Below are 20,143 nucleotides of genomic sequence, written 5' to 3' on the forward strand. Positions count from 1 at the left end.
ACGACGGTCGTTCTGCCGGGCATATACCTATTTCCGCCGCGCACGTGCGGGGGAGATAAGCTGATTGGTGCCCGCTGCTGGCGATTTGCGAGTTACCGATGGTCCAAGCCGATCCATTCGAAGTGCAGCGTGATGCCGGTTCCGACGTCGTCACGGAGCTGAACGCTGCCGGATTCGAAGGCGCGCACGAGATCGGGCGCGGCGGACTCGGAATCGTCTACCGCTGCACGCAGGTCGCCGCCGAGCGGGATGTGGCGGTGAAAGTTCTCACCGGTGACCTGGACGAGGATCGGGAACGGTTCTTCCGCGAACAGCGTGCGCTGGGACGCCTCACCGGGCATCCGAACATCGTCAGCATGCTCGAGGTCGGCGAGACCGGCAGTGGCCGTCCCTACCTGGTCATGCCGTATTTTCCCCGGGGCTCGCTGGGCGAATGGCTCCACGTCGACGGCCCGCTGTCGCTGCCGGATACCCTGCACATCGGGGTGCGGATCGCGGGGGCGCTCGAATCCGCGCATCGCGCCGGAGTCGTCCACCGCGATATCCGGCCCGCGAACATCCTGCTCACCGACTACGACGAGCCCGTGCTGACCGACTTCGGTATCGCGGACGTCGCCGGCTCGCAGGCCGTCACCGCGCCCGAAGTGCTCGACGGCCAGGCCCCCAGCCGTGGCTCGGACGTCTACGGGCTGGGAGCCAGCCTGCTCTGCGCGCTCACCCGCCGCGTCACCTTCGAGCAACCCGATGATGAGCGGGCGACCCAGCTCGTGCGGATCGCCACCTCCGCGAATCCCGAACGCTGTGAGATCGGGATCCCACGCGATGTCCGCGCGGTGATCGAAGCGGCCATGTCCCGCGACCCGCAGGACCGTCCGACCGCGGCTTCCCTGGGCGACCAGCTGCGCCGAATACAGGTCGAACGCGGCTTTCCGGTCGACGACATGGCGGTGCGCGACGAACCGGGCGCCGAATCCGAATCACTCCCAGGATCGGAAATGATCGCATCGCACGGAGTTCCGCGTCTGCACAGTGACGCCTTGCACGACGGGACCGGCAATCTGCCGCTCGAACTGACCAGCTTCGTCGATCGCCGGACCCAGCTGTCCGAGGTCGTGAACCTCCTGGCCGGGTCGCGGCTGGTGACCCTGACCGGGATCGGCGGGGTCGGAAAGTCCAGGCTCGCACTGCGAGTCGCGCACAAGACCCGGCAGCGGTTCCCGAACGGCGCGTGGCTCGTCGAACTGGGGGAGCTGCGTGACGACGCCTTGCTGCCCGATGCGGTGGCCGCGGTCCTCGGAATCCGAAGCCAGGGCGTCATATCCGTACTCGACACCCTGGTGGAAGCGCTGGCCCCGCACGATCTGCTGCTGGTGCTCGACAATTGCGAGCACGTGATCGACGCGGCCGCCAAGCTGTCGGAGGCACTGCTGCGGGTCTGCCCGAACGTGCGAATCCTGGCCACCAGCCGCGAGGCTCTCGGCATCGGTGGCGAAGCCGCGTATTCGCTTGCGCCGCTGACCGTTCCCGAGTCGGGCAAGGAACGCGCGTCGGCGCAGTCGCACGCGGTGGCGCTGTTCGTCGAGCGCGCCGCCGCGGCTGTGCCGGGCTTCGAGATGACCGACGCGAATCAGCCCGCGATCGCCGAGATCTGCGCCCGCCTCGACGGCTTGCCGCTGGCGATCGAACTGGCCGCCGCGCGCCTGCGCACCATGTCGGTCGAGCAGATCCGCACCCGACTCAGCGACCGGTACGCCCTGCTGTCCCGCGGTGGCCGGGGCACCCCGAAACGGCAGCAGACCCTGCGATACTCCATCAACTGGAGCTACGACCTGTGCACCCCCGACGAGAAGCGGTTGTGGGCCTGCCTGTCGGTGTTCACCGGCGGCTTCGAACTCGACGCGGCCGAGCACGTGTGCGCCGGTCACCTGCCCGAATACCAAGTCCTCGACACCCTGTCCGTGCTGGTCGACAAATCCATCCTGGTCCGGCAGGAAACCGACGGGGCGGTGCGCTTCCGGATGCTCGAGACCGTGCAGGAATTCGGCCGGGAGCAGGCCGAGGAATCCGGCCTGTACCCGGATCTGCATCAGCGCCACCGGGATTGGTGTCAGCGACTGGTCCATGATGCGAACGCCGAGATGATCGGCCCGCGTCAACTCGACTGGGTCGCCCGGCTCGACCGCGAACTGCCGAATCTTCGAAAAGCCTTCGAGTACAGCCTGTCCGAGACCGGTGAGGGCGGCCTGGTGATGGTCACCGATCTGTACCTGTTCTGGGGTCTGCGAGGGCGGCTCCACGAGGGTTGCCGCTGGTACGAACGTGCGCTCGGTCATCCCGGCGGCCGGACCACCGATCGCGCCCGGGCACTGTTCGCCGCGGGCACGCTCGTGGGTTTGACCGGCGACCTGGCCACCGCGAACAAGCGCTTCGACGCGCTCCGCGTATTCGCCGAGCAGACCCCGGATCCCCTGGTCGAGGCATTGGTCGAGCATGTCGACGCCAATGCCGCGCTGGCCCGCGGCAATGTCGGCGAGTCCGACGCGACGGCCCTGCTGACCGACGCGATCCGCAAGTACGAGGCGTGTGGTGAACTCGGCATGCAACTCGACGCGCAACTGTCCCTGGGCTGGGCCTATGCCCTCGGCGGTGACGCCCCCCGAGCCGTCGCCTGTCACGAGAAGACGCTCGCCACGACCGCGACCTCCGGCGAATCCATCTACCGCTCGTGGGCCTTGTTCGCGGCGGGGTTCGCGGTCTGGCGAAACGGCGACGTCGACCGCGCCAAGCGCCTGCTGGAGGAAGGCGTCCGGCTCTCCGCCCTGATCGCCGAACCGCTGGTCGCCGCGGGCTGCCTGGAGACCCTGGCCTGGATCGCCGCGGACCGGAACGAACCGCGCCGCGCGGCCGTCCTCATGGGCGCGGCCGACAAACTGGGTCGCCTCGCCGGAACCGCGACCCTCATGGTCCGCGACCTGCTCACCTACCGCTCCGACTGCATGCGCGGCAGCCGCGAGGCGCTCGGCCCGCGCGCCTTCGACCGGGCCCGCCAGGAAGGCTCCGCCATGAGCCTCGACTCCGCCGTACGGCTCGCGCTCGACGAACCGTCCCCGGCCGGCGAGACCGCCCCGCAGGTGCTGACCAAACGGGAACGCCAGGTCGCCGAGCTCGTCGCGGAAGGCCTGACGAACCGGGCGATCGCCTCCCGCCTGGTGATCTCCCAGCGCACCGCGCAGGGCCACGTCGAGCACATCCTGGTGAAACTGGGCTTCACCTCCCGCGCACAGATTGCCGCCTGGGTGGCGGAACACGCCTGATCTCGTGGATGTCCGGAAATCCGGATACCGTGGTCTGGGTAAGACGCCTCGGAGTTTCACCCCGGAGTGACCGCCATGACCGAGCCGAACGCGAACGCAACCGCGGTATTCGATCCGCTGGCCGATCGTGCCGCGAGTACTCTGCTGCGGCTCGTCGACGCGGTCGAGGAGTTCACGGCCGCATGGGAATCCGGTGGCCTGCCGCCCGATCTGGCGAAATTCGCGCTGACCGGTGACTCCGCCCGCCGGGCCTCGCTGATCGCACTGATCAAGGTGGATCTGAAATACCGATGGCTGCGCTACGAGCACCCGAAGCGGCTCGCCGAATATCGCGCCCGGTTTCCGGAACTGGCGTCCGGCCCGATGCCGCGGCAATTGCTCTACGAGGAGTTCCATATTCTGCGCCGCGCCGGCGTCCGGATCGACGTCGCCGAATACGCGCGGGACTATCCCGCGTACGCCGACCGGATCGACGCGATCCTGCGGCCGGACGACCCTTACGAGAGCACCCTCGTCGATCGGACCGGCCCGCCGGTCGCGAGTGAGGAACTCGAACCCGGCGACCGCATCGACGACTTCGATCTCCTCCTGGAACTGGGCCGCGGCGCGTTCGCGAGAGTCTTTCTGGCACGGCAACTCTCGATGCAGCGACTCGTCGCGGTGAAGGTCTCCACCGACCACGGCACCGAACCGCAGATGCTGGCCCAGCTGGACCACGAATACATCGTGCGCGTCTACGACCAGCGGGTACTGGCGGACCGCGCGCTGAAACTCATGTACATGCAGTACCTGCCCGGCGGCACGCTGTCCGCGGTCCTGCACCGCGTTCGCGAGACCCCGCCGGAACAACGCGGCGGACAACTGCTGCTCGACGCCGCCGACGCGGCGCTGGAACAGAAGGGCGAGCTGCGAACCTCGGGCGCCCGGGTGCGCGACGAGATCGCCGCGCTGTCGTGGCCGGAGACGGTGGCCTGGCTCGGCCGCAGGCTCGCCGAGGCCCTGGACTACGCCGAGGAGCGCGGTGTCCTGCACCGCGACATCAAACCGGCGAACGTGCTGCTCACCGCCGACGGCGTCCCGAAACTGGCCGACTTCAACATCAGCGCGAGCGACCACGTCGCCGGCAGCAGCCCGGTCGCGTACTTCGGTGGATCCCTGGCCTACATGTCGCCGGAGCATCTCGCGGCCAGCCACCCGGCTCTGCCCGGCACCGTCGAGAACTTGGACACGCGCAGCGACATCTATTCACTCGGCGTCGTGCTGTGGGAGCTGCTGACCGGGCGGCGGCCGTTTCCCGAGGTCGAGGCGAAGGATTCGCAGGCCGCGGTCGAGCAACTGCTCGGGGTGCGTCGCCGCCCGATCGCACCGGAATTCCTCGACGACCTCCCCGTGGACACTCCGCCCTCGCTGCGCCGCGTGCTGCTGACCTGCCTGGCGCCGAAACGGGAGGACCGCTGGGCCAATGGCGCGGAGCTGGCTCAGCAATTCGAACTGTGCCTCGACCCTCGGGCCCGGGAGCTGGTGGACGCGCCACAGCGCCGCTGGCTGCCGACCGCACCACTGTGGGCGATCCCGATCCTCGCGCTGGCGATCGCCGTACCGAACCTGATCGCGGTCGGATACAACTACTACTACAGCAGGACACTGATCGTCGGGAAGCTCACGCCGCAGGCCCGGCACACCTTCGAATACGTTGCGCTGGTGCTGTATCCGCTCGCCATCGTGGTCGCCGCGGTCCTGATTCTCTTCGCCGCGCGCCGCCTCGTTCTGGTGCTCGTCGGCCTGCGTATCGGCTGGGACTTCACCGATGAGACGCTCACCCGCGCACGCATCGACGCGCTCCGGCTCGGTCCCCGGGTGGTGTGGATCGCCTTCGTGTTCTGGGTGCTCGGCGGGATCGTGTTCCCGGTCCTGCTGAACCTGATCGCCGGGGGCGTGCCGTACTCCACCTACGTGCACTTCCTGCTGTCGGTCGTGGTGTGCGGCGCGATGGCCGTGGCGTATCCGTACTTCGGGCTCACCTGGTACGTGGTGCGCTGCCTGTACCCGGTGTTCCTGGAACACGGACGGTCCGACGCCGCCGATATCGACCACCTGCACCGGCTCGCCGGGCGCACCGGTTTCTATCTGACCGTGGCGGCCGCGGTGCCGCTGGTCGGCGTCACCGGGGTCACGTTCCTGCCCGGGGTGGATATCGAGTCCATCATCTGGGCGGTGCGGATCCTGTGCGTCGGCGGCATCATCGGTTTCGTGCTCGCGTATCTGCTGTACGGCGTCATCGAGAAGGACCTCGAGGCGCTCGAACGGGTGGCGACGACATCCAGTGTCGTCCTCACGACCCCGCACATACCGAAACCCTTGCGTTCCAGCTCTGATCGGCGGTGATCGAACGACTCCGGGTCTCGCTATTCCTCAGAATCCAGTCCCGCGCGGGCACATGCGGTGGGAAGATGCGGACGTGGAGCAAACCGCCTCCGTGACAGTCGAGGTGCGCTCGTCCTCGACGCTGAAGCCGCGTGATGCCTTCGAGCAGTGGGAAGCATTGATGGCGGATGCCATCGTGCCTTCAGCGATATCGCCGCTACACGACGGGTGCTGGAACGGCAAGATCACCAGCACCCAGTTCGATCGAGTGTCGGTGGCGCTCATGCGGGCCAGCGCACAGCAGGTGAACCGGACGCAGCGGATGGTCTCGCGGTCGCAAGGGGAGTTCCTGCTCGCCAATATCGTGCTGGAAGGGACGAATTGGACAGAGCAGCAGGGGCGGACCGCGGAATCGGTGGCCGGGTCCATCGCCTTCTACGACAGCGCGCAGCCGCTGCTCAGCCGCACCACCGACAACGCGATGTCGACGCTGCTGCGCGCGCCGTTGCAGCCGGTGCTCGACTACGCCGGGCTGGCGCGCGACGAATTGCCTTTCGCCGTGCCGATTCCCGCCGACGGCGCCATGGGCGTGGTCACCCGCTTCTTCCGCGATATGGCCGAACTGACCAATGAGGAAGCCGAGCGCGCGAACCTCGCCTTCGACGGGCAAACCACCGGCATGCTGGCCTCGGCGCTGTTGCTCGCGGTCGGAAAAGCCTCACCGGCGCCCGCGGATTCGCTCTACACCCGCCAGCAGATGATGGCCTACCTACGAAAACGGTTCACCGATCCCGACCTCACCGTCGACGAGATCGCCAAGGCCTGCCTGGTATCCCGGCGCACCCTGTTCCGCATGTGCGAAGGGCTGGGCGGCCCGGGCGCGCTGATTCGGCGCATGCGCATCGAGCACGCCCGGCGGCAGCTGCGGTCGGAGCCGACCCGTTCCCTCAACTCCATCGCAGCCGCCTCGGGTTTCGCCTCCGACCGGCACTTCTACCGCGCGTTCCAGCTCGAAACCGGTATGACGCCTGGCGAATTCCGCTCCCAGTACGCCATCGACGCCTCCGGCGCCCGGCGCGAGAGCCGTCCGGCCGCGGACTAGGACAGCAGCTGCCCGTGTGCCAGCGCCTCGATCGGCGGGCTGGTGTAACGCGGTGCGCGGTAGTGGAAGTCGAAGTTCGCGCGCACGTATCGGCGATAATCCTCCAGCGTGTGCAGGGTGTCGGCGCGGGCCTGCCCCGTGATGCCGAGCACGTCGAGTTCCTCGGCCAGGGCTTCCTCCATCCGGCCGATCTGCAGAATGCAATCGGTCAGCATCTCGTTGACCACGCGCAGGGCGTGAGTCCTGGTGCAGCCGAGGTGATATTCGGCCAGCAGCACCGCGTTGTAGGCGTAACCGACCGCCTCGTCCGCGGGCAGGGAATGCACGTCGTTGATCAACCCCATGTGCTCGGTGACCGCCGCGCGCAGGGTCTTCATGGCCGGCAGCTGCCGGACCGCGTCGGGTAGATCGATCCCGTAGGTGATCTCGCTCAGATCCAGCAGCATGTAGATGGCGACCGAGATCTGCCGGTGCGTGCGGTATTCGTCGAGTTTCGGCAGGTCACGGGTGATGGTGCGGACGCTCTCGGTGTAGTAGCTCCACCACCACTCCACGATCTCGGCCCGCACCGCGTGTCGCCACTGGGGTGAGCGGCCGCGGCACAGTCTGCGCCACAGGTCCTGGAAGCCGGTCGCCAGCACGCCGGACGGTGTGCCGTCGAGGTGAAAGCCCGTCTCCAGACGTTGAATGGTGGCCAAACATCTTCGCGGGTCGGGCATTTCGATATCGAACTGGTCGTCCACGATAAACGCCCACGCCGTGAATTCGGCGAGCAGTGCGAGCGATTCGACGTCGGCGTCGGGGCACCACATCGAATACATCTCGACCGGGCGGGAACCCGCCACTCTGCGTCGGGACAACTCCTCGGGAACGAGATCCAGGTTGACCAGCCATTCCCACATCTTGGATTCGGCGGCTCTGGCTCTGGGATTGGTTCCTTCCGGCCGATACGGCATGTAGAAGTCGGGAAGGATGATTCGCTCGGAAACCATGGGGCACAGCTCCTTCGGCGAGCGCGAATCCGCGTGGCCTCATCCGCCGACCCTGGAGTGCGAGCCGGCTCCCCGCCATCCGATCACGCCCGATTCGTCCAGTATCGCCCACTTTCCCCTGGGGCACGCGCTGATTGGGGGGAATGGAAGAATCAGCACACCGGACGGTTCGCGCGTGGGAGAGGCGGCGATGGAGGAGTTCGATACCGAGGTGGCGGGGGAGGGGCTTCCCAACGCGCCCACGTTCGGGTCGGTATTGCGCCGGCTGCGCGATGCGCGCGGCGTGTCGCGGGAGCGGCTGGCCTTCAATTCGGGGGTCAGCGCCAGCTATGTGAATCACCTGGAGAAGGGCGAACGCGAGCGGCCCACCCGGGAAGTGGTGACGGCGTTGATGCGCTATCTCGATCGCCTGGCGGCACTGGCCCCGGAGGAATTCCGGCAACTATCGGATCTGGCCGGACTCGGTCCGGTGGAGCAGCCCTCGACCGATGACCTGCGCGCCGATCTCGGACGCGGTATTCCGCAGGCGCTGGCCTTGTACGAGCCGCACCTGGCCGCCTATGTCGATACCCGACTGAACATCCTGATGTGGAACGACAGCTTCGCCGCGGGCTTCCCGGGACTGACCGAGGACGGCAATCTGCTGCGCTGGATGCTCGATGATCCGCGCGCGCGGCACGCGCTGGCCGAATGGGAGCGGGAGCTACGGATCTCCATCCAGTGGCTGCACGGCTACATCGCCCAGCACGGCGACACCAGCTGGTTCGACGACCTGTTGCAGGAGCTGGCCCGGTTCCCGCTCTTCCTGGAGATCTGGTCGGACACCACCGCCCGCTACGAGCGCGCCCGTCCGGTCATCCGGTTGCGCGACGGCGACGGTGCGACGGCTCGGATCGTCGGGCAGCTGTTCAATGTCAACAGCACGGCCTACCCCGGGCGCATGCAGATCTTCATCGGGCTGCGGAGCCCGGGCGAGGGTCAGGCGTAGGGGTCGGTGATGTCGCGCAGCCGCGTGAGGGCCTCGCGCAGCGCGCGCATGCGGCGTTCGCCCAGGTGCGCGGCCCATTCGGCGTCGACCGCATCGGCGATGGTGTTGGAGTACTCGGCCAGCGCGCGGCCACGGGCGGTGAGCCGGACCAGGCGGGCGCGGCCGTCGCGTGGATCCGGCGTGCGCTCGACGTACCCGGCGCGTTCGAGCTGATCGACCAGGAACCCGGCCGTCTGCTTGGTCACCTGCGCCTGCTGGGCCAGCTCGGTGATGCGCGACCCCTCGGCCGCGATCCGGGCGGCCAGTCTGCCCTGCGCCACGCTGATATCCGCGTACCCGGCCTCGGCGAGCGCGGTGAAGATGCGGTCCTCCATGGCCCGGTACGCGATGAACATGAGCAGCCCGGCATTCAGCTCGCCGCCGGACATCCCCGCTCCTTGACTTGGTAAGAGACGCTGACCATACTAGTCAGTGTATCTGACTAATCATAGGCATGGGGAACGCCATGGACCGTGAGAACAGTTGGCGGCACATCGAACAGCAGCGCCGGGCCATCGCCGCCCTGCTCGAGGATCTGACGCCCTCCGAATGGGAGACGCCGTCGCTGTGCGCGGGCTGGCGCGTGCGCGAGGTCGCCGCGCACATCGCCGCGACGCCGAATCCGCCCGCTCCTGGCGTCCTGCTGCGCACGGCGCTCCGCGTCCGCGGCGACTACAACCGGATGATCGACGACCTGACCACCCGGCACGCGCAACGGCCGACCTCGGAACTGGTGCGTGAGCTCCGCGATCATGCCGCCTCGCGTCGGCTGCCGAAACTCACGAACTATCGAAACATCTTGTTCGACACCATCGTTCACGGCCAGGACATCGCGATCCCGCTGGGCCGGGTCCTCGACGTCGATGCCGGGGCGGCCGCCGCCGGAGCCGGCACCGCCGCCGCGTGCGGGTGGCCGGTCTGGGATCGCCACCGCCTGGACGGCATCCGGCTCGTCGCCACCGATGTCGACTGGACCCACGGCGCCGGCAGTGAGATTGCGGGACCGATCCTCGCCCTGCTGCTCCTGGTCACCGGCCGCACCGCGGCGCTGGATCAGGTTGCGGGAGAGGGTATTCCGCGCCTGGCGCGCCAGCTGGCCTGATTTCCCGATCCGTCGTGCCGGCCCGTGGCGGAGGGGATCGCGGGCCGGCACGGCGCTGTCGTCACCGGAACGGCGGCGTCATCACCGGTGCGCCGGTACCGTCACCGGCCGAGGATCCGCCGAATCCAGCCGCCCTCGGCGGCCCGCTCGTGCCCCGCGCACCATTGCCCGGCCGGAACCCGGGCGCGTACCTGGGCGATGTGCGCCCCGCATCCGGTCCAGGTGGTCTTGCCGCAGGTCAGGCACCGCGTCGCTCGACACATTCGAGAGTCCTCCGAGTTCTCAGGCGGGCGCTTCACCGGAGGCGATGGCGTCGGCGAATTCGCAGAACGCGTCGTAGGCCCGCGCGCCGTGGATCGTGGCCGGACCGCCGTGCATCAGGAACGTCACGCCGATCGCCTCGGCGGCCTCCTGCTTGGTCGCCCCGGCCCGCGCGGCCGCCTGGCCGTGCGAGGCGATGCACCCGTCGCAGCCCTCGACGACGCCGATGGCCAGCGCGATCAGCTCCTTGGTCTTGCGATCGAGCGCGCCCGGCGCGAATGCCGCCTTGCTGAGCTCGCCGAAACCCTTGTACACCTCGGGAATCGCGCGCCGCAGCTCCCGGTGCAACGGCGACAGCTCGGTGAGCACGGCCTTTCCGTGCGGCGACGCCTGCGTGGTCTCGTGCGGTGCGGACATGCCTACTCCTTCGACTGCTTCACAGATACCCCTCCGGGTATGTCAATCACCGTAGCATACCCCAGGGGGTATTCTGGAGGGTGTGGTCCGGCCGGGCCCGACACCACGAACCGGGCCGTGAACCCGATACCATCCACCCGAACCCATCCGATCGGCCCTAGGAGCAACCATGTGTCAACCGACCCCCTGCCAGACCTGCGGCAAGATCACCTGGGCAGGGTGTGGCGACCACATCGACCAGGTCAAGGCGGCTGTTCCGGCCGAGCAGTGGTGCGACGGCGAGCACGTCGCCAACTAGCCGGACGAGGGACTCTCACGAATCCGGTCGCCACGCGGCCGGCGCACAGGAAGGGTAGGAGCCATGCGGATCTACATCACCAGTGTTTTCGTGGACGACCAGCAGAAGGCGCTCGACTTCTACAGCGGGGTGCTCGGCTTCGAGAAGAAGCACGACATTCCGCTGGGCGCGGCCCGATGGCTGACCGTGGTGTCGCCGGAGGACCCGCAAGGGGCGGAATTGTTGCTCGAGCCCGACGGGCATCCGGCGGTGAAGCCGTACAAGGACGCGCTCGTCGGTGACGGAATTCCCGCGGCCTCCTTCCAGGTGGCGGATGTGCGGGCCGAATTCGAGCGATTGAGCGGGCTCGGGGTGAAGTTCACCCAGCAGCCGGTGGCGGCGGGCCCGGTGACCACCGCGGTGTTCGACGACACCTGTGGCAATCTGATCCAGATCGTCACTCCGGCCTAGTTCCGGACCTCGGCCGGTCCGAACAGGACGGCCTCCATGAGGCGAATCACCCACTGGCGCGGATAGATTCGCTCGTCGTCGCCGAAGACGCGGGCGTAGTCCACCACCAGGCCGAGGGCGGCGTGCACCAGGACGGCCGCCTCGGCGGGGGTGAGGCCGGGGCGGACGCGGGTCAGCAGGGCCGCCCATTCGGTGACCACCATGCGCTGCACCACTCGCAGGGTCGCGCGCTCGTCGTCGGGGACGTGGCCGAATTCGGCGAAGTACACGAAGATCAGCTCGCGTTCGTCGAAGGCTCCGGCCACGTACATGTCGATGAGCTTGGCCAAAGCCTCTGCGGGGCCGGAGGATTCGGCCAGGGTGGGGGCGATGACGGCCGACATACGGTCGGCGGCGCGGCGGAAGGCGGCCTCGAGCAGATCGCTCTTGCCGCGGTAGTAGCGGTACACCGCGGAGGTGGAGGGCAGGCCCGCGGCGATCGCGATGTCCTCGACGCTGACGTTCGGATAGCCGCGCTCGTAGAACAGCCGCACCGCCCGCTGTAGCAGCAGTTCATGTGTGAGCGAGAGCGGCGTCTCCACCGCGCGCGGGGCGGGCGGCGGCTGGGCGGGCTCGGGCAGGTCGGCGGCGATGATCGCCCAGCAGGCCGTATTCAGCAGGACGGCAAGGGTTTTGGAGGCGAGCACGACCCGGTGGTCGCCGAGGCAGCTCACCGTGCTGAAGACCCCGATGGCCCGCACCCGTAGTTCGCGGGCGGACAGGCCGGGCCGGACCGCGTCGATGAGAGCGCTGAGGTCGGTGAGGGCGGTGCTGAAATGCTGGTCCACCGTGCGCTTGTCGGAATCGTCGAGGTAGCGGTGCTCCCACCGGGCCAGCCCGACCGTCGTCCGGTTCACGATGGTCTCCGCGATGATCCCGTCGATCCCGTACCCGAGCCGCCGCCGCGCGGGCCAGCCCGCCGCCACCTCTGGCAGGCTCACCGCCGCCACCGTCACCTCGCCCAGTCGCAGCAGCTCACCCGCGAACAGCGCATACTTGCTCGGATAGTGCCGGTACAGCGCGGTGGAGGTGATGCCGAGCCGGGCGGCGATGTCGTCCATGCTCACCCGGTGGTAGCCCTGCGCCGCGAATTCCGCGGCCGATACCGCCGCGATCTGGGCGCGCCGGTTCTTCGGCCGCCGCCGAACCGCCCGCGCACCCGGTTCGGGGGCGGGCGTCCTGGCCCGGTTCACGACTGCGGCTGTTGCGCCAGCGGCGAATTCACCTTGTTCACCAGCCACCGATCGCCGGACCGTTGCAGCCGCATCACCATCGACAGCTGGCCGGGGGCGGGCTTGCCCTGGGTGCCGAGGCTGGTGATGGTCTGGCCGATCACGACGATGGCCTCGGCGGAGTCGCGTTCGGTATTGCGGACCGCGCACTGCACGTCGGTGGCCTTGGACACGACCTGACCCTGGGTGAGCACGTCGCGCAGATCCTTGCTGGTGGCGTCGAATTGCTTGCGCCACTCGCCGGTCGCGCCGTCGAGGACGCCGGTGAAGTAGGCGTCGAGGTTCTTGGCGTCGTAGGTGGCCAGTATCGGCGCGTACGCGCAGGCCGCGGCCCGGGCCTGTTCCTGGGCGGCGAGCAGGTCCTTCTGCTCGGCATCGTGCCGGTAGAGCACGATGCTGGACCCGATCGACGCCGCCAGTGCGAGCACCACCGCGGCGCAGGCGGCGATGCGGCCGCGTGGGCCGAGCGTGGGCAACGACGTCGTGCGCAGGCGTGACTTCCACGTGTGCCCGGTCGATGTCGGGGCGGCGGTGTCCGCGACGGCCGCGGCGGTCTCGGGCTCCGCGATCTCGGCGGCCGCGGTGTCGGTCTTGTCGAGATCGACGGGCACGGCCGGGGTCGCCTCGGGGTCGGAGGTCTCGTCCGGGTGCTGCTCGATGGTGTTGTCGCTCATGGGAAGTCTCCTAACGGGGGACAGGCTGGGACATTTCGTTGCCGGTGGCCCCCGGCGGTGTGGTGGCCCCGTTGTCGGGCACATCGGGTCGCGGCGCGTTGGCCGACCCGCGGACCTGCAGGGCCGGATCGCTGGTGACGCAGTAGTTGTAGAGCCGCACCCGGTTGTCGGCCTGGATATCGGTCGGTACCACCGGGATGGTCTGGTAGTCGCAGCTGGGCCGGGGCCATGGATCGACCAGGGTGTGGTACGCGCCGTCGTGCGCGGGCACGCCGAGCGCCTGCGATCCGGCGCGCAGGGCCGGGAAGAGCGCGGCGATGGCGGGCGCGCGCAGCTTGGCCGCGCGGGTGACGGCCACGAAGTTGGTCACCAGATTCGTGATGGGGTCCTGGGTTTCGGAGATGAACCCGGTGAGGGTGGACAGCTGACCGGGCCCCTGCCGGAGCAGTGTGCGCAATTCCTGGTCGGCGGAGGCGAACTGGTCGAACAGCACGCTGCCCGCCTTGGTCAGGGTGCCCAGGTCGGGCTGCGCGTGCTGGGTGGTGCCGGCGATGACCTCGAGATTCTCGATCAGCTGCCGGGTCTGCGGCAGCAGGTCGGTGAGGCCCGCCATGGCCCGGCTCAGCCCGGAGATCATGTTGCGCAACCGATCCGGTCCGCCGGCGAGGGCTTTGTCCAGCTCGTCGACGATCACGGTGAGCCGATCCGGGTTCATGCTGCCGACCAGGTCGCCGAGGTTGCTGAACACCGACTGGATCTGCACCGGCACGCTGGTGCGCGCCCGCTCCACGAGTGACCCGTCGTGCAGGTAAGGCCCGGTGTCGGAGTCGGGCCGGAAGTCGAGATACTGTTCCCCGGCCGCCGAGAGCCGGCCCACCGCCACGGTCCCGCCCAGCGGAATCCGGGCACTGTCGTCGATCTCGGCGACCGCGGCCACCCCGTCCCCGGCGACGTGCACGTCGCTGACCTTGCCGACCCGGCTGCCCCGGAACGTCACGTCATTGCCGGGCAGCAGCCCGCCCGAGGACACCAGTTCCACGGTCACGGTATAGGTGTGCGGAATCGGATTGAATCGCAGCACATAACCGCCGATATAGCCCGACCCGAGGATCAGCACCACGATCAGTCCGAGATTGGCGATGGCGATCCGGCGCTGGACCACCCAGCGCCACAGCGGCGGATTCATCGATCCCCTCCCTCCGGCTGCACGGGCTGGGTCTCGGGCTGACCCGGCTGCACGCTGGGCGGTCGCGGCGGGCTGGTGAGCCGGCCGAACACCTTCTCCAGGACCTGCGTCAGGCTGCCGATGAACTGCCCGGCGTCACCGAGTTCCGGCCAGCGGCTACCGTGCGGATCGGTCAGCGCGCCCACACTCAGGTACGACACCGTCGCCGCCACCGCGAGAGCGGGCCCGCGCAGGCTGGCCATCAGCGACGGATAGATGGCGTGCAGCCCGTCCAGCGCCCCGGTCAGCTGATCGCTCTGCGCGAAGCCGGACATCAGGGCCTGAATGCTGTTGAACAGTCCCACGAAATCGCCGCCGGTGGTGGTGGCGAAGTCGCCGAGCGCGTCGGTGGTGGTCGCTACCTTGGTCAGCAGGTCCACGATCTGCTGATTGTTCTCCGTCAGTAGTCCGATCAGCGCCGGGAAGGTGTCCGCGGCCGCGCCGAGTTGCTCCTTGCGCCGGGCCAACTCACCCGAGAGCGAGTTCATCCCGCCGAGGACGGAGTCGATATCGCCGGTGCGGGCATTGAGCGCGCCGATGGCGGCGGTCATCTCGGTGATCAGATGTGAGAGTTCGGGCGCGCGTCCGCCGAACATCGAGTTCATCTCGCCGGTGATCTTGGCGGCCTGATTGATGCCGCCGCCGTTGAGCAGCAGCGAGATCGACATCATGAGCTGCTCCACCGAGGCGCCCGCCGCGGTGTGGTCGGTGCCGATGGTGTCGCCGTCGCGCAGCGGGTCCCCGGCGTCGGCGGCCGACGGCAGCGTCATGGCCACGAACATGTCGCCGAGCGGGGTGGCCTGGCGCAGTTCGACCGTCGTGCCGCGCGGCAGCCGGATGTCCTCGCGGATCAGCATGCGCACGTCGGCCAGGAAGTTGGTGGTCGCGATCTTCGTGACCACCCCGATATCGGTGCCGCCGATCTTGACGTGCGCGTGGTCGGGCAGGTTCAGCGCGTCGGCGAAGGACGCGTGCACGGTGTAACCGGGTGCGCCCAGACCGGGTTTGGGCAGGGGGAGGCTGTCCACGGTGACCGCGCACCCGGTGGCGGTGAGCAGCGTGGCGGCGGTCAGGACTCCGCCGAGAGCCGTTGTGCGTAGTGTCATTTCAGGTTCGTGATCCCCAGTAGTGCGGCGGTGATGCCGAAGTCGGGTCCGAAGTCGGCCACCTTGCCGGTGCGGCAGCCGTCCAGCCGCATCTGGATGCGCTCGCAGAAGGTGGACAGGATCTCGCCGTCGAGCACCGACTTGTCCAGCAGGCCGTGCAGCCGCAGCGCCTGATGTTCGGTGCTGGTGGCATTGGCCAGGTTCTGGAACATGAGCGGACCGACGTCCACGATCTCGGTGAGGCCGCGGGCATTGGCGCGCATCTGATCGGTGATGGCCACGAAGCGGGTCAGCGCCCCGGCCAGCTGATCCTTGTTCTGCCCCACCAGGGTCGCGGTATTGGTGACGAAGTCGTCGAGCTGGCGGAGCACCGCGTCGATGCCGGGAGCCTGCTCGCCCATCAGGTTCACCAGTTCGGTGAGCCGGCCGCTGAAATCGCGCACCGTCTGATCGTTGGCGGCGATGACCTGGGTGATGTCATTGAGTTTGACGATGGTGTTGGAGATCTGGTCCTTGTTGGCGAAGGTCACCTCGAACGCGCCTGACAGCTGGTCCAGGGTCTGGCGCAGTTTGTCGCCATTGCCGTTGAGCAGCGGGAACAGCACCCGGCTGGCCATCGGCCCGGTGGTGTTGTCACCTTTGAGCGCATCGCCGAGCTGGGAGAAGGTGGCCAGGATCCGATCCAGCTCGACCGGAACGCGGGTGCGCTGCAACGGAATATAGGCGCCGTCGGCGAGGGTCGGACCGTCACCGGTGTAGGCCGGAGCCAACTCCACGTGACGATTCGTGATCAACTGTGGATTCACCAGCGCCGCAATGGCATCCGCGGGAATCTTGACGTCCTTGTCCAGCGACATGGTGACCTGGACGTAACTGCCCTTGGGCGTGACGGTTTCGACGGTCCCGATCGGAACCCCCAGCACCGCCACCTCATTGCCCGCGTACAGGCCCGCGACGCTCTCGAAATCCGTGGTGACCTTCATGCGCGCGCCCAGATACTCCTGGGGCAGCGAGCCGATCGAATCGGGCAACAGCCCGCACGCCGAGGTGAGCAGCAGCGCGCCGCACACCGCGGCCAGCCGGAATCGTCTGCGTGATCGCATCACTTGCACCCCTGCACGGCCTGCGCGAAGCACAGCCAGTTGTCCGGGAACAGCCACGGCGCGTACACGTTTCCGTACGGCCCGTCGCCGAGCACATTGTTGAACTGCCGCAAGGTCACCGGCATGATCTGGTACAGCCGCGCCAGGTTGTCCTTGTTCTTGTCCAGGCCCGCCGACATGGTGTTCAGGTCGGTGATGAGCGGCCCGAGCTGGTTGTTGTTCTCGAGTCCCATCTGCTGCAACAGCTTCGACAGCGAAGCCACATTGTCGAGCAGCTGTTTCAGCAGCGCCTGCCGCTTCTGCACCGCGCTGCCGATGGCCTCGCCGCGGGTCAGCAGCATGAGCACGCTGTTCTGGTTGTCCGAGGCCAGCTGCGAGACCGTGTCCATGCCCTTCAAGAGGGTGTCCACCTCGTCGCGGCGATCGTTGATCACCTTGGCGAGCGCGCCCACGCTGTCGAGAGCCTGCACGGTCAGCTCGGGGGAGTTGCCCATCTGCTGGTCCACCAGGTCCAAGGCACTGCGCAGCTTCTGCGGATCCAGCTTCTCGACGCGTTCGAAGGCGTTCTTGTACTGCGGATCCTGCACCACCTTGCCCAGGTTGTAGGGCACCGAGGTGTGGTCGAGCTTGATCCGGTCGCCGAGCAGGGTCCGTCCGCTGCCGGGGGTGAGCTCCACGTGCAGGCGGCCCAGGATGGTGGACATCTTGATGGCGGCGCGGGCATCGTCACCGAGCGTGATCTCGCGCCGCACCTTCATGTCCACCAGCACCTTGCCGTTGTCCAGCTTCACGGTGCCGACCTGACCGACCTCGATGCCGGAGACATCCACCGTCGCGCCCGGCCGCAACCCGGCGGCCTGGGCGAACTCGGCGTGAATGGTCTTGTCGCCCACGTGCGCCTGCTCGATCAGGGTGGATCCGGCCAGCAGCGCCACCACGAATCCGGACGCGAACAGACCCAGCCGCAGCGGCCGGTTGGCCAGGAAGCCCGGGTAGCGAAGCCGCCTCATCGGCACACCTCCGAATGTGATTGGCCGCCGATCTGGTTGAACAGGCCCGGTGGCAGCAGCACGCCCCACAATGAGACGTCCAGGCTGCACAGGTACGCGTTGCCGTAGGCGCCGTAGCTGCTGAACCGCGCGACGCCATTGAGGACGTCGGGCAGTTCGACGGCCGCCTTGTCCAGCGACGCACCATTGAGCAGCAGCAACGCGACACCGGCACTGGCGTCGGTCTGCGCGCGGGCCGCGCCGGGCTTCACCTGGGCCAGGATGCCCACCAGTGAATCCGTCGCGGTCGCAACGCGTTCCACGGACGATTTCAGCGTGCCGCCCTGCGCGTACAGCGCATCGGTGAGCGCTCGCGCCTGGGTGATCAGGGTTTCGAGCTCATTGCTGCGGTGGGCCAGGCCGGAGATGACGCTGCTGAGATTGCCGACCACCTGGCCCAGGATCTCGTCGCGCTGCCCGAAGGTTCCGGCCAGCTGCGCGGCTTGCGTCACCAGGGCGCTCAACGAGACGCCATTGCCCTGCAACGCCTGGATCAGGGTCTCCGACAGCGAGTTCACCTGATCGGGTTGCAGCACGCTGAACAGCGGCTCGAAGCCCGACAGCAGGGACGAGACATCGAAGGACGGCTCGGTCCGGTCGAGCGGAATCCGACCGCCGTCGGGCAGCGGTACGCCCGCCTCCTTGCCCGGCAGCAGCGCGATATAGCGCTGCCCGATCAGGTTCTGGTAGCGCACCAGGGCTTTCGTCGAGGTCGTCGGATGCTGCTCGGCCTCGATGCGGAAGTCGACCCGGGCGCGGTAGCCGTCGGTGAAATCGATCTTGTCGACCCGGCCGACCCGCACGCCCGCCATCCGGATGTCGTCGCCGACCCGCAGGCCCAGGACGTCGGAGAACACGGCGGAGTAGGAGTTGGTGGCGCCGGGCACCGAACGCTGCAGGGTGGACCACATCGTGTAGGTGAGCAGGACCGCGACCGCCGCGAACAGGCCGAAGCCCGCCAAGGCTTTTCCGGACTTCACGACGCGCCTCCCGTCTCGGCCGGGACCAGGGCGCCGCCCGCGAGCAGGGGAGTCAGCAACAGCAGCTGAGCCGCGTCCGGCCGGTGGCCGACGATCGCGGCAACCGCGTCGCTGCCGCGCAATCCGGCGGGCTGAACGGCCTCGGGTGCGGGCTGGGTCGCGCCGGCCGGCGCCGTGAGCCCGGGAATCGCGGGCAGTCCCGGAATCGACGGAAGACCCGGAATGGCAGGCAGACCCGGAATCGCGGGGGTGGCCGCCGGTGTCGGCGCGGGCCCGGCGGCATCGAGCCAGGTGGGCAGCTGCTGCTGGGGGAACTGTTGCGCCGGAGCGGTATCCGGCACCGTCGACCCACCGCAGCGCGGTCCCGCGAGCTCCCCGTAGTGCGGGCAGTCCGACGCCGTGTACTGCTGGAACGGCGTGAACGACACATCCATCCGCCACACCATCTGCTTCTTGGGCCCGAAGGTGAAGACGCCCTGCAACCGCTGCAGGGCGGTATTGAGATTGGCGATGGCGAACGGAATCGCCTGCGGGTCCTGGGCCAGACTGCCGAAGAGCTGGTTCAGACCCGACACCAGGAACTTGCCGGAATCGGGATTGCGGGCGAAGAGCCCGTTCACCGTGTCCACCGCGCTGCCGCCATTGGTCAGCAGGCTGACCAGCGCCGCCCGCTGCTCGGTGAGGGTGCGCGCGGTGGTCACCGACTTGGCCAGGGTCCCCACCAGATCCGGGGCGGACTCGCTCAACGCGGTCGCCGCCCGGCCCAGATTGCCGAGCAGATCGCCGACGCCGTCGATCCCGCGCATTTCGGTGACCCAGCGGTCGAGCCGCTCCACCGTGGACCCGGGCACCCGGGCCGACGGATCCAGCGCCGCCGCCAGCGTCGACAGCACCCGGCCCAGCTTCTCGGGCTGAATATTGCTCAGCACGGCGCGCAGCACATTGAGGGTGCTCTGCAACTGCACCGTCGCGGTGCTGGTGTCCTCCGGAATGGTCGCGCCCGCGCGCAGCGTGTCCGTGGTGGGCGTGGTGTCGACCAGTTCGACCGCGGTCACCCCGAAGATATTGTTCGGGATCACCCGTGCCGCCACATTCGCCGGAATCGTGTTCGCCACCACCGGTTTCAGTGCGATGGCGGCTTCCTGCCGCTCGCCCTTGGCCACCACGGTGACGTCCTCGACGCGGCCGACGATCATGCCGCGGAACTTCACGTCGGCGTGGGCGGGCAGCCCGTCGCCGGTGCTGGTGAGCGCCGCGGTGACCGGGACCTTGTCCTCGAAGCGGCCGTTGTAGCGCAGGGCCAGCAGATACAGCAGCAGCGCCACCGTGGTGAGCAGCGCGAGTCCGGCCAGCGTGAGGTGGCGGGCCGTGGGGCCCCGCCCGCTGGGATCGAGAATCATCGATACAC

General features: G+C 68.4%; 19 protein-coding genes. 7 read left to right on the plus strand and 12 right to left on the minus strand.

Annotation, left to right across the window (positions count from 1 at the left end; genetic code table 11):
• Positions 1–122: 122 nt before the first annotated feature.
• From ACFRAQ_RS13260 to ACFRAQ_RS13270, 3 genes are all read left to right on the plus strand, one after another.
• Complete coding sequence (locus ACFRAQ_RS13260; protein WP_379098464.1) at positions 123–3,314, plus strand: protein kinase; 3,192 nt, start codon at positions 123–125, stop codon at positions 3,312–3,314.
• 75 nt (positions 3,315–3,389) lie between these two features.
• Entirely contained in the window at positions 3,390–5,699 is a 2,310-nt protein-coding gene (locus ACFRAQ_RS13265) for a serine/threonine-protein kinase (RefSeq protein WP_379098467.1), read from the plus strand.
• A gap of 73 nt (positions 5,700–5,772) precedes the next feature.
• On the plus strand, positions 5,773–6,780 hold the full coding sequence (locus ACFRAQ_RS13270) for an AraC family transcriptional regulator (RefSeq protein ID WP_379098470.1): 1,008 nt from the start codon (positions 5,773–5,775) through the stop codon (positions 6,778–6,780).
• Here the strand turns inward: ACFRAQ_RS13270 and ACFRAQ_RS13275 are convergent.
• Positions 6,777–7,772, minus strand: a complete 996-nt coding sequence (locus ACFRAQ_RS13275; protein ID WP_379098473.1) for a hypothetical protein — start codon at positions 7,770–7,772, stop codon at positions 6,777–6,779. The genes ACFRAQ_RS13270 and ACFRAQ_RS13275 overlap by 4 nt on opposite strands.
• 190 nt (positions 7,773–7,962) lie before the next feature.
• On the opposite strand from ACFRAQ_RS13275, the gene ACFRAQ_RS13280 reads away from it, so the two are divergent.
• Positions 7,963–8,760 carry a helix-turn-helix domain-containing protein gene (locus ACFRAQ_RS13280; RefSeq protein ID WP_379098476.1) on the plus strand — a complete coding sequence of 266 codons (798 nt, stop codon included), beginning with the start codon at positions 7,963–7,965 and terminating at the stop codon, positions 8,758–8,760.
• On the opposite strand, the gene ACFRAQ_RS13285 is transcribed toward ACFRAQ_RS13280, so the two are convergent.
• Entirely contained in the window at positions 8,751–9,188 is a 438-nt protein-coding gene (locus tag ACFRAQ_RS13285; protein ID WP_379098479.1) for a MarR family winged helix-turn-helix transcriptional regulator, read from the minus strand. The two genes, ACFRAQ_RS13280 and ACFRAQ_RS13285, sit on opposite strands and share 10 nt — an antisense overlap.
• A gap of 65 nt (positions 9,189–9,253) precedes the next feature.
• On the opposite strand from ACFRAQ_RS13285, the gene ACFRAQ_RS13290 reads away from it, so the two are divergent.
• Entirely contained in the window at positions 9,254–9,901 is a 648-nt protein-coding gene (locus tag ACFRAQ_RS13290) for a maleylpyruvate isomerase family mycothiol-dependent enzyme (protein WP_379098482.1), read from the plus strand.
• Positions 9,902–10,002: 101 nt separating this feature from the next.
• On the opposite strand, the gene ACFRAQ_RS13295 is transcribed toward ACFRAQ_RS13290, so the two are convergent.
• Both ACFRAQ_RS13295 and ACFRAQ_RS13300 read right to left on the minus strand, forming a co-directional pair.
• Complete coding sequence (locus tag ACFRAQ_RS13295) at positions 10,003–10,164, minus strand: hypothetical protein (RefSeq protein ID WP_379098485.1); 162 nt, start codon at positions 10,162–10,164, stop codon at positions 10,003–10,005.
• Positions 10,165–10,183: 19 nt separating this feature from the next.
• Positions 10,184–10,579 carry a carboxymuconolactone decarboxylase family protein gene (locus ACFRAQ_RS13300; RefSeq protein WP_379098488.1) on the minus strand — a complete coding sequence of 132 codons (396 nt, stop codon included), beginning with the start codon at positions 10,577–10,579 and terminating at the stop codon, positions 10,184–10,186.
• 169 nt (positions 10,580–10,748) lie between these two features.
• Here ACFRAQ_RS13300 and ACFRAQ_RS13305 point away from each other — a divergent pair, with 169 nt between their 5' ends.
• The gene (locus ACFRAQ_RS13305) at positions 10,749–10,877 is read left to right on the plus strand and encodes a hypothetical protein (RefSeq protein ID WP_357287872.1); all 129 of its coding nucleotides are present in this window, start codon (positions 10,749–10,751) and stop codon (positions 10,875–10,877) included.
• Positions 10,878–10,940: 63 nt separating this feature from the next.
• Positions 10,941–11,327, plus strand: a complete 387-nt coding sequence (locus ACFRAQ_RS13310) for a VOC family protein (RefSeq protein WP_357082705.1) — start codon at positions 10,941–10,943, stop codon at positions 11,325–11,327.
• On the opposite strand, the gene ACFRAQ_RS13315 is transcribed toward ACFRAQ_RS13310, so the two are convergent.
• From ACFRAQ_RS13315 to ACFRAQ_RS13350, 8 genes are read right to left on the minus strand one after another with little or no spacing between them, the layout of a single operon-like run.
• Positions 11,324–12,559, minus strand: a complete 1,236-nt coding sequence (locus ACFRAQ_RS13315; RefSeq protein ID WP_379098494.1) for a TetR/AcrR family transcriptional regulator — start codon at positions 12,557–12,559, stop codon at positions 11,324–11,326. The two genes, ACFRAQ_RS13310 and ACFRAQ_RS13315, sit on opposite strands and share 4 nt — an antisense overlap.
• Positions 12,556–13,272, minus strand: a complete 717-nt coding sequence (locus tag ACFRAQ_RS13320) for a hypothetical protein (RefSeq protein WP_379098497.1) — start codon at positions 13,270–13,272, stop codon at positions 12,556–12,558. The genes ACFRAQ_RS13315 and ACFRAQ_RS13320 overlap by 4 nt, the downstream gene beginning before the upstream one ends.
• Positions 13,273–13,282: 10 nt before the next feature.
• Complete coding sequence (locus tag ACFRAQ_RS13325; protein ID WP_379098499.1) at positions 13,283–14,458, minus strand: MCE family protein; 1,176 nt, start codon at positions 14,456–14,458, stop codon at positions 13,283–13,285.
• Positions 14,455–15,603 (minus strand): MCE family protein, encoded by a 1,149-nt coding sequence (locus ACFRAQ_RS13330; RefSeq protein WP_379098502.1) that lies wholly within the window; start codon positions 15,601–15,603, stop codon positions 14,455–14,457. The genes ACFRAQ_RS13325 and ACFRAQ_RS13330 overlap by 4 nt, the downstream gene beginning before the upstream one ends.
• Positions 15,600–16,706, minus strand: a complete 1,107-nt coding sequence (locus tag ACFRAQ_RS13335) for an MCE family protein (RefSeq protein ID WP_379098505.1) — start codon at positions 16,704–16,706, stop codon at positions 15,600–15,602. Before ACFRAQ_RS13335 ends, ACFRAQ_RS13330 begins: the two co-directional genes overlap by 4 nt.
• A complete protein-coding gene (locus ACFRAQ_RS13340) occupies positions 16,706–17,716 on the minus strand; it encodes an MlaD family protein (RefSeq protein WP_379098508.1) in 1,011 nt (336 codons plus the stop codon). The genes ACFRAQ_RS13335 and ACFRAQ_RS13340 overlap by 1 nt, the downstream gene beginning before the upstream one ends.
• Positions 17,713–18,735, minus strand: a complete 1,023-nt coding sequence (locus ACFRAQ_RS13345) for an MlaD family protein (RefSeq protein ID WP_379098511.1) — start codon at positions 18,733–18,735, stop codon at positions 17,713–17,715. Before ACFRAQ_RS13345 ends, ACFRAQ_RS13340 begins: the two co-directional genes overlap by 4 nt.
• The gene (locus ACFRAQ_RS13350; RefSeq protein ID WP_379098514.1) at positions 18,732–20,135 is read right to left on the minus strand and encodes an MlaD family protein; all 1,404 of its coding nucleotides are present in this window, start codon (positions 20,133–20,135) and stop codon (positions 18,732–18,734) included. Before ACFRAQ_RS13350 ends, ACFRAQ_RS13345 begins: the two co-directional genes overlap by 4 nt.
• Between the last annotated feature and the right edge of the window lie 8 nt (positions 20,136–20,143).

Origin of the sequence: Nocardia sp. NPDC056611 (assembly GCF_042792755.1) — a bacterium.
Taxonomy (GTDB): domain Bacteria; phylum Actinomycetota; class Actinomycetes; order Mycobacteriales; family Mycobacteriaceae; genus Nocardia.

Excerpts from the sequence above, each read along its gene's own strand:
- ACFRAQ_RS13325 (WP_379098499.1), bottom strand. The coding sequence starts at position 14,458 with ATGAATCCGCCGCTGTGGCGCTGGGTGGTCCAGCGCCGGATCGCCATC.
- ACFRAQ_RS13320 (WP_379098497.1), bottom strand. The coding sequence starts at position 13,272 with ATGAGCGACAACACCATCGAGCAGCACCCGGACGAGACCTCCGACCCC.
- ACFRAQ_RS13350 (WP_379098514.1), bottom strand. The coding sequence starts at position 20,135 with ATGATTCTCGATCCCAGCGGGCGGGGCCCCACGGCCCGCCACCTCACG.
- ACFRAQ_RS13280 (WP_379098476.1), top strand. The coding sequence starts at position 7,963 with ATGGAGGAGTTCGATACCGAGGTGGCGGGGGAGGGGCTTCCCAACGCG.
- ACFRAQ_RS13305 (WP_357287872.1), top strand. The coding sequence starts at position 10,749 with ATGTGTCAACCGACCCCCTGCCAGACCTGCGGCAAGATCACCTGGGCA.
- ACFRAQ_RS13310 (WP_357082705.1), top strand. The coding sequence starts at position 10,941 with ATGCGGATCTACATCACCAGTGTTTTCGTGGACGACCAGCAGAAGGCG.
- ACFRAQ_RS13295 (WP_379098485.1), bottom strand. The coding sequence starts at position 10,164 with ATGTGTCGAGCGACGCGGTGCCTGACCTGCGGCAAGACCACCTGGACC.
- ACFRAQ_RS13300 (WP_379098488.1), bottom strand. The coding sequence starts at position 10,579 with ATGTCCGCACCGCACGAGACCACGCAGGCGTCGCCGCACGGAAAGGCC.
- ACFRAQ_RS13275 (WP_379098473.1), bottom strand. The coding sequence starts at position 7,772 with ATGGTTTCCGAGCGAATCATCCTTCCCGACTTCTACATGCCGTATCGG.
- ACFRAQ_RS13285 (WP_379098479.1), bottom strand. The coding sequence starts at position 9,188 with ATGTCCGGCGGCGAGCTGAATGCCGGGCTGCTCATGTTCATCGCGTAC.
- ACFRAQ_RS13265 (WP_379098467.1), top strand. The coding sequence starts at position 3,390 with ATGACCGAGCCGAACGCGAACGCAACCGCGGTATTCGATCCGCTGGCC.
- ACFRAQ_RS13290 (WP_379098482.1), top strand. The coding sequence starts at position 9,254 with ATGGGGAACGCCATGGACCGTGAGAACAGTTGGCGGCACATCGAACAG.
- ACFRAQ_RS13330 (WP_379098502.1), bottom strand. The coding sequence starts at position 15,603 with ATGACACTACGCACAACGGCTCTCGGCGGAGTCCTGACCGCCGCCACG.
- ACFRAQ_RS13335 (WP_379098505.1), bottom strand. The coding sequence starts at position 16,706 with ATGCGATCACGCAGACGATTCCGGCTGGCCGCGGTGTGCGGCGCGCTG.
- ACFRAQ_RS13340 (WP_379098508.1), bottom strand. The coding sequence starts at position 17,716 with ATGAGGCGGCTTCGCTACCCGGGCTTCCTGGCCAACCGGCCGCTGCGG.